This window comes from Parapedobacter flavus (assembly GCF_035818675.1).
Taxonomy (GTDB): domain Bacteria; phylum Bacteroidota; class Bacteroidia; order Sphingobacteriales; family Sphingobacteriaceae; genus Parapedobacter; species Parapedobacter flavus.
In genome coordinates, this window is the sequence record NZ_JAYKZZ010000045.1 from 1 (window position 1) to 4756 (window position 4756).

A 4756-nucleotide genomic window follows, 5' to 3' on the forward strand; every position below is an offset into this window, starting at 1 on the left:
AAACATCGGCAAATACCAGTCTGTGGGATTAAAGCAATTGTGGTAGGCCCACAGCCTTTTCCAAACACTGTCCGCTAGTGAACAATCACCTCGCCGATAGCGTGGTGGGCCATGAGCAATTGGCTCGACGATTTTGCCTACCGTATCGCTATCCAATGACGGATGTTTGCCACTATCGTAACTTTGAGCAACGGAGCGCCGATAACGTCTATCGAAGATGTTCGGACCCACGAGCCGCACCACGCAGGTTTATGCCAAAGTGGTGGAACGCAGGTTAAGCGACAACATACAGAACCTCAGGGAGTGGTTGTCTAATGCATTGTAAAGACATACCGTTAATAAAACGTATTTTTGTTAATCATTGATACAAAAATATGCCAGAACAGCAAAATATAGAGTACAAACAATCATGGCGTGACGAATACTTGAAATGGGTATGTGGCTTTGCCAACGCACAGGGTGGTCAAATATATATTGGTATCAATGATATGGGGGATGTGACGGGCCTGGACGGCTACCGAAAACTAATGGATGATCTACCAAACAAAATCGTCCAGCAGTTAGGCCTTGTCGTGGATGTGAACATGCATGAAAAGATGGGAAGCATTACTTAGAAATCATTGTACCACAAAGCACCGTGCCTATTTCGTATCATGGTATCTATCACTATCGAAGTGGCAGTACCAAGCAGGAACTCAAAGGAACAGCTCTGCACAATTGGCTATTGAAGAAAAGCGGAAAGAGTTGGGAGGATATTCCTATTTCCCATGCCACGGTTGACGATTTGGATGCGGAAACCATACAGAATTTTTTGAAAAAGGCCATAAGCAAGGAACGTATTCCGGCATCTGCCATAGAAGAAGACACGCTGCTTCTTATGAAACGGCTGAACCTGCTTTCTAAAGACGGCGAGCTTACGAACGCGGCCATGTTGCTTTTTGGTAAACGACCTCATTCGATTTCACCGACGACCAGCTTCAAGATTGGCCGGTTTGGCAAGAGTTCAAGCGACCTGCTGTTTCAGGATATTATCGAAACCAATCTACTGACCATGGTCGAAAAGGCCATGGAGAAATTAAAGGATCGTTACCTCATCAGGCCTATCTCCTACAAAGGACTTGAACGCATGGAACCTCTTGAATACCCCGAACCAGCTTTGCGTGAGGCCGTATTGAACTCGATTATCCATAAGGATTATTCAAGTACTTGGATTTTTCTTCGTGTTTACGATGACCGCTTACATTTATGGAATCCGGGTACTTTGCCGGAGGAATTAACCATAGCCGAATTAAAGGGTGAACATTCCTCTTACCCACGGAACAGGAATATTGCCGATGTGTTTTTCAAGGCAGGTTACGTGGAAGCTTGGGGGCGTGGCACAAACAATATCTTGGAGGCGTGTAAAGACGCAGGGCTACCCGAACCGGTTATTGAAGAAAATCAAGGAGGTATCAGTATTGTCTTTCTGAAAGATATCTACACCGAAGAACATCTCCGTATGCTGGAGATCAATGAAAGGCAGGTCAAGGCGATACTGTATATTAAGAAACATGGGAGTATTACCAATCGATTATACCAGGGGATCACAGGTATAAGCAAACCAGGAGCGACACTTGACTTACAAGATCTTGTGAGCAAGGAATTAATAAATAAAACAGGTACTACTGGGAGAGGAACCTATTATACGCTTAATAGGAAGGGCTAATAAAGGGCTAAAACGGCTAATATTGGACTAATAACGGGCTAAAAGATATTGCTTGCTTTTCTCTTTCGGCTGTACAATCAGCATATTGACACACAGGGCAATCATAATTTGCATTGAGCTCTCATAAGCAATTGAAAAAGGATGAAAACGATAACAGTTGGTGAATTCAAGACGCGCTTTGCCAAAGTGTTTGAGCAAGTTAAGTCGGGTGTCGGATTTGCGATTACTTACCACTGTAAGAAAGAAGTCGTAGGTTATTTCCTCCCGGAATCACATGCCAACAAACCCATACGAAAGCTCGGCTTACTGGAAGGGAAAGTCAAAGCACACTTTAAGACCAATTTTAAAATGACCGAAGAAGACTTGTTGGGATAAATTACCTCTTCCAAAATACCCTCCACAATTTAACGCTATTGAGCAAAGACAAAACCATGAAAAAAACAGGGTTTTGGCGTGATATAAAAATCTATATCGCGCCAAAAGTCGAAAAAAAACACGGTTTTGGCGCAGTTAAACAAACCCGCCGCCGCCTCAACACTGTCCGCAAGTGAACAATTGGTGTTCGATATCGAACACTATCGCCCAACAAAATAAACCCAATACGCTAATCAACAATTCGTTACGTTCTTGGCTCAAAAAATGGTAGGGGAATATGGATGAAAAGTGCAAGGAGTAAAGACGACGGCCAATCTGTTGTCTAATGTCTAAAATAAAATAAGAACAAAAAGAACAAAGGAGTAAAGACAGGCTGGTTTGCTGACGCCTAAATCTAAGTACTAACTACTTTGTACTGAATACTAAAGTATGAAATACGCCTTAAAAATCGCCCTCCGCACCTTGAAGAAAGGGAAACTGTATACGTTTATCCATGTCTTCGGTTTAACCTTGGGTATAACCGCTTGTTTGTTGATCGGTACGGTCGTCATCGATGAACTATCATACGACAAGCAATGGAGCCGTTCGGCCGACACCTACCGCTTGCTGTCTATCCGGGAGGGTGGAGGCGCTTATTCCCAAAAGGGCGGGACGGTATATGCCGGACTTGCTCCTGCACTGAAACAGTACTTTCCGGAAGTGGAAGACTACAGTGAAACCTATCCCGTATCCGCTCACCTGAAAATCGAAAAAACCGACCAACTTCCGCTCGAAGCGACAATGCTCCATGCGGACACGACAGCCTTACGATTATTGGATATCGGCCTGCTTGCGCACGAAGACCTTGATCCGGCCGGAGATATCAATAAAATCATCGTATCCGAATCGTTCAGCAAGACCCATTTTGCCGGGAAAAGCCCGTTGGGTGAGCAGATATACGATGTACCCCAATACGGTGAGCATGCCCAAACATATATTGTAGCGGGCGTAATGAAAGATATCCCCCCGAACACCCACCTGCGGGCCGATATGATATTACTTAAGGAGCGCAAAGAACATGCGCTTGCGAAAGACGGCCAAGGTCCAGGCATGCAGTATGCCCGGCATTACCTCCTGCTCCGCGAAGGGACCGACCCTCGGCTGTTCGAACAAAAGATAAACCATTGGTACGCCCAGTTTACCGAAAATGACAACATGCGGTTTGCCCTGCAGCCGATGGCCGACATTTACTTGGAAACGGATTTCCCAGCCTATCAATTGGTAAAAGGCAATATACAGCACAGCTATATTTTTGCTGCCGTGGCCGCATTGTTGTTGCTCATTGCCAGCATCAACTATATCAACCTCAGCACGGCCCGCGCAAGCAGCCGCCTGAAGGAAACAGGCGTACAAAAAATACTCGGTGCTTCGCGCAAGCGGATCCTGTTACAGTCTCTCCTCGAATCGCTGCTCATTTTCAGCGTATCCGGTTGCCTGGCCGTGTTATGTTATCAATTGGCATTCCCAGCCATGGAACGGTTTATCGGCCATCCGCTGGCATTCAGTTTCACGGCCGCGGGGATTTACCTTGTCTACGCCCTTATCGCGTTCTTTTCCATCTGCCTGTTCAGCGGGCTATACCCGGCGTGGTTGGTATCGGGTTTTCGCGCCGTGGGTACCATGCAACGGGTGCTGAACGCAGGCAGAGCCAGTCAGGGATTTTTAAGAAAAAGCCTGGTTGTAGCCCAGTTCGCTATTTCCATCGCTATCCTGGTATCCATGCTGGTTGTTCAGCAACAGGTGGATTTTCTCAAAACCAAAGACGTGGGTTTTGACACCGAGGGGCTGCTCAGCATCAACCATGTCTCATGGGATAACAAAGCAAACACCCTGCGCACCGAATTATTGAGAAACCCGGCAATCCAATCCCTGAGTTTCAGCAATTGGCTGCCCACGGACGGTGCGGGGCCGATGCTGGAGCACGTGCCCGATCCGCAAAACCCCAGCAAACAGATCGAACTGTGGTACATCGACGGCGAGGCTAATATGGCCCAAACACTGGGGCTGCGGTTAACCGAAGGGCGGTTCCTTGATCCGGCCAATATGGGAGATGCCATCCAAGCCAACGATTTTGAAGCCATGGATGGTTTACGGCCGTGCCTGATGACGGCCAGCACCGCCCGTCTGCTCCAAGTATCCGGATTGAACCATCCTTTGCAGCAAATAGGCATCATCCCGGTAGGTATCATTGAAGACTTCAACAGCGAATCCCTCCATAAACAAACGGTGCCGACGGTTATCGTAGGTTATCGCGACCCCGCTTACGGAGCGTTGCTTATCCGTACACACCCGGGAACGGAGTCCGCCGTTATGCACGATATCGCTGCGGTATGGAAAGAACTTTACCCCGAAAAGTTGTTTGATATCCAGGTGGTCAAAGAGACATTAGCCCACCAATATGCCGCAGAAGAAAAATTGCAGGGGCTATTCCGCGTATTTAGTCTGCTCACGATGTTGCTGGCCACCATGGGCATCTTTGGGCTCATCGTGCATACGCTGAACCTGCGTGTGAAGGAAATCGGTATCCGCAAAGTACTCGGTGCTTCGGTAGCGGGTATCGTGGGGTTGCTATCTAAAGACTTTATAAAATTTGTGTGTTTGGCCATTGTCATCGCCTCACCCATTGCGTGGTGGGCG

At 47.2% G+C, this 4756-nt stretch carries 4 protein-coding genes; all 4 read left to right on the forward strand.

All coding sequences use genetic code 11. The features are described 5' to 3' along the window. The first annotated feature begins 374 nt into the window (after positions 1–374). Positions 375–614 carry an AlbA family DNA-binding domain-containing protein gene (locus U9S71_RS20690; protein WP_326329755.1) on the forward strand — a complete coding sequence of 80 codons (240 nt, stop codon included), beginning with the start codon at positions 375–377 and terminating at the stop codon, positions 612–614. Positions 615–637: 23 nt separating this feature from the next. Continuing rightward, positions 638–1705: an ATP-binding protein gene (locus tag U9S71_RS20695; protein WP_326329757.1), complete on the forward strand. Its 1068-nt coding sequence runs from the start codon at positions 638–640 to the stop codon at positions 1703–1705. 141 nt (positions 1706–1846) lie between these two features. Continuing rightward, a complete protein-coding gene (locus U9S71_RS20700; RefSeq protein WP_326329759.1) occupies positions 1847–2080 on the forward strand; it encodes a type II toxin-antitoxin system Phd/YefM family antitoxin in 234 nt (77 codons plus the stop codon). Between the two features lie 429 nt (positions 2081–2509). Further along, positions 2510–4756: FtsX-like permease family protein (locus tag U9S71_RS20705; protein ID WP_326329761.1), on the forward strand; the 2247-nt coding region annotated here is incomplete at its 3' end.

What these genes read in the sequence shown, in the direction of transcription:
- U9S71_RS20690 (WP_326329755.1), top strand. Translation starts at nt 375, where the DNA reads ATGCCAGAACAGCAAAATATAGAGTACAAACAATCATGGCGTGACGAA.
- U9S71_RS20700 (WP_326329759.1), top strand. Translation starts at nt 1,847, where the DNA reads ATGAAAACGATAACAGTTGGTGAATTCAAGACGCGCTTTGCCAAAGTG.